The 2,759-nt window shown below is 74.4% G+C and carries 4 protein-coding genes; 2 read left to right on the top strand and 2 right to left on the bottom strand.

The genetic code is table 11. The annotated features are described in order from the left end of the window. Both ACZJYS_RS23890 and ACZJYS_RS23885 read left to right on the top strand, forming a co-directional pair. Nucleotides 1–653, top strand: a 653-nt coding sequence (locus ACZJYS_RS23890; RefSeq protein WP_493180583.1) for an ABC transporter ATP-binding protein, incomplete at its 5' end; no start/stop codon positions are given. Then, nucleotides 650–1,084 carry a lysozyme inhibitor LprI family protein gene (locus ACZJYS_RS23885; RefSeq protein WP_493180582.1) on the top strand — a complete coding sequence of 145 codons (435 nt, stop codon included), beginning with the start codon at nt 650–652 and terminating at the stop codon, nt 1,082–1,084. The genes ACZJYS_RS23890 and ACZJYS_RS23885, both read left to right, overlap by 4 nt. A gap of 16 nt (nt 1,085–1,100) precedes the next feature. Here the strand turns inward: ACZJYS_RS23885 and ACZJYS_RS23880 are convergent, their stop codons facing one another. Together ACZJYS_RS23880 and ACZJYS_RS23875 are read right to left on the bottom strand one after the other, a co-directional pair. Continuing rightward, a complete protein-coding gene (locus tag ACZJYS_RS23880) occupies nt 1,101–1,769 on the bottom strand; it encodes a tyrosine-protein phosphatase (protein WP_493180584.1) in 669 nt (222 codons plus the stop codon). Between the two features lie 100 nt (nt 1,770–1,869). Continuing rightward, a partial coding sequence (locus tag ACZJYS_RS23875) for a Bug family tripartite tricarboxylate transporter substrate binding protein (protein ID WP_493180581.1) occupies nt 1,870–2,759 on the bottom strand: 890 nt, incomplete at its 5' end.

The raw sequence follows: 2,759 nt of genomic DNA, 5'->3' as shown, positions 1-2,759 counted from the left end.
GGCAGACCGTGGCGCTGGTCGGCCCCTCCGGCGCCGGCAAGTCCACCGCGCTGACCCTGCTGCCGCGCCTCTACGACGCGACCGAGGGCCGCATCCTGCTCGACGGCGCCGACATCCGCGACGTCACCCTGGCCTCGCTGCGCGCCGCCATCGCCTATGTCGGGCAGGAGGCGGTGCTCTTCGACGACACGGCGCTGGCCAACATCGCCTATGGCCACCCCGGCGCCGGCCGCGCGGCGGTGGAGGAGGCGGCCCGCGCCGCCGCGGCGCACGACTTCATCACCGCCCTGCCGCGCGGCTACGACACGGTGCTGGGGCCGGGCGGCTCGCGCCTCTCGGGCGGGCAGCGGCAGCGCATCGCGCTGGCCCGTGCCCTGCTGCGCAACCCGCGCGTGCTGCTGCTGGACGAGGCCACCAGCGCGCTGGACGCCGAGAACGAGGCCGCCATCGGCCGCGCGCTGGAGCGGCTGCGGGCCGGGCGCACCACGCTGGTGGTGGCGCACCGCCTTTCCACCGTGCAGCAGGCGGACCGCATTGTGGTGATGCGGGAGGGCCGCGCCGTGGAGCAGGGCCGCCATGCCGAGCTGATGGCGCGGGACGGGCTCTATGCCCGCATGGTGCGGACCCAGGCCTTCAGCGTGGAGACGGCATGATGCGGGCCCGGCGTATCCCGGCCACCACGGGGCTGGCGGCGCTGCTGCTGGCGCTGGCCGTGCCCGGCCCGGCGCGCGCCGCGCCGGCCTGCGGCGCGGAGGAGACGCAGGCGGGGATGAATGCCTGCCTTGCCCGGGAACTCGGCGAGGCCGACCTGGCGCTGAACGCGGCCTACCGCGCCCTCATCGCCCGGCTGGGCGCGGATTCGCCGCTGCGCGCCCCGCTGACCGAGGCGCAGCGGGCCTGGCTCCGCTTCCGGGACGCGGAATGCGCCTTCGCCACCGCCGGTTCGCGCGGCGGCTCCTTCCACCCGGCGGCGCAGTCCGGATGCCTGCTGGGGCTGACGCGGCAGCGGCTGGAGGCGCTCCAGGCCTACCTGAACTGCGGGGAAGGCGACCTCGCCTGCCCGGTGCCGCCCGCCGGCCGCTGAGCCGCGGCCGGCCGCCTCACTCCCGGCGCAGGATGCCGTCCACCAGCCGGTCCGCCCAGGCGCGGCTGCGGAAGGCGGCGCGCAGCGCGTCCTCGTCGTAATCCTCGCGCACCCAGTCCAGGAAGGGCTTGGGGCCGTGGGCGCTCAGGAAGCGGGCGTATTCGCGGAAGAAGGCATCGAGGATGCCGGTCTTGCTGGCCGAGACATGGCCATGCCGCCAGGAGAGCTGGCGCATCGCCACCTCCACGCTCTCCCCCTGCAGCAGCAGCCAGAGGCCGGCGGCCAGCCCGGTGCGGTCGGCGCCGGATTTGCAGTGGATCAGGATCGGCTCCGGCAGGCGGGCGAAGATCTCCGCCAGCCGCAGCATGCGGTCCTTGTGCGGGGCGCCGCGCGATTCCAGCGGCGCATCCACATGCTCCAGCCCGAGCTCCGCCGCCATGGCGCGGCCGAGCGCGTCGGAGCCGCAGCTCTCCCGGTGGCCGCGCAGGTTGATGATGCTGCGGATGCCCGTGCCCTTCACCGCCAGCCGCATCTGGAAGGGGCTGGGGTGGTTGGAGCGGTAGAGGCGGCCGGGCGCCACCACGCCCCAGTTGCGCCAGGCCAGCCGCAGCACGGCGTGGTCGACGAACAGGCTGTTGAGCCAGGCGGCGCGCCGCCCGGCGGGGGAGGTGAGGTCCTGCGCCATGCCCCGGGGTATGGCGCCGCGCCGGCCCCGCGCCAAGGCCGGATGTTCCTGCCCCGCCCCCGGCGCATGGCGCGCCAGGAGGCGGGGGCGGGGCGCCGCTTCAGTCCGCCCGGGCGCCGGAGGACTTCACGGCGTCCTGCCACATCGGCCGCTCCGCCTTGCCGCGGGCGATGGCGTCCTCCGGCGTGGACCAGAGCGGCGTGCCGCCGGCCTGCAGGAAGCGCTGCTTCAGCGCCTCGTCGGCGGCGATCTCGCGCAGCGCCGCGTTCATCTTGTCGACGATCGGGCGCGGCGTGCCGGCGGGCGCCACGAAGGCGCCCCAGGAGGTGATGACGAAATCCTCCATCCCCGCCTCGGCCATGGTCGGCACGTCGGGCAGGGTCGGCCAGCGCTGGGCGCCGGTCACGGCCAGCGCCCGCATCCGCCCTTCCTGGATCACCGGCACGTAGGAGGCGAGATTGTCGATGGCGAAGGTGACGTCGCCCGAGAGCATGGCCGGGATGGTCTGCGCCGCGCCGCGGAAGGGGACGTGGGTGGCATCCAGCTTCAGCCGGTTGCGGAAGATCTCGCCCGAGAGGTGCGGCGTGGTGCCGACGCCGGGCGAGCCGTAGGAGACGCCGTTGGGCTGCTTGCGCACCCAGTCGATGAATTCCTGCAGCGTCTTCGCCGGCACGTGCTGGCTGGAGACCACCACCACGTTGGGGAATTCCCAGGTGAGGGAGACGGGGATGAAGTCCCGGTCGATGTCCCACGGCATGCGGCTGTAGAGATACTGGTTGATCGAGAAATGCCCGATCGTGGCGGCGCCGAAGGTGTAGCCGTCGGGCGTGGCCTTGGCCACGGCGTCCATGCCGATGTTGCCGCCGGCGCCGGGGCGGTTCTCCACCACGAAGTTCTGGCCGAGCTTCTGCGACAGCCGCTCGCAGAGCAGGCGGGTCAGCAGGTCGGTGGAGCCGCCGGGCGGGTAGGGCACGACCATGCGCACCGGGC

Source organism: Roseomonas sp. TS2, assembly GCF_058833935.1.
This window is presented reverse-complemented; position numbering and strand designations above follow the sequence as displayed.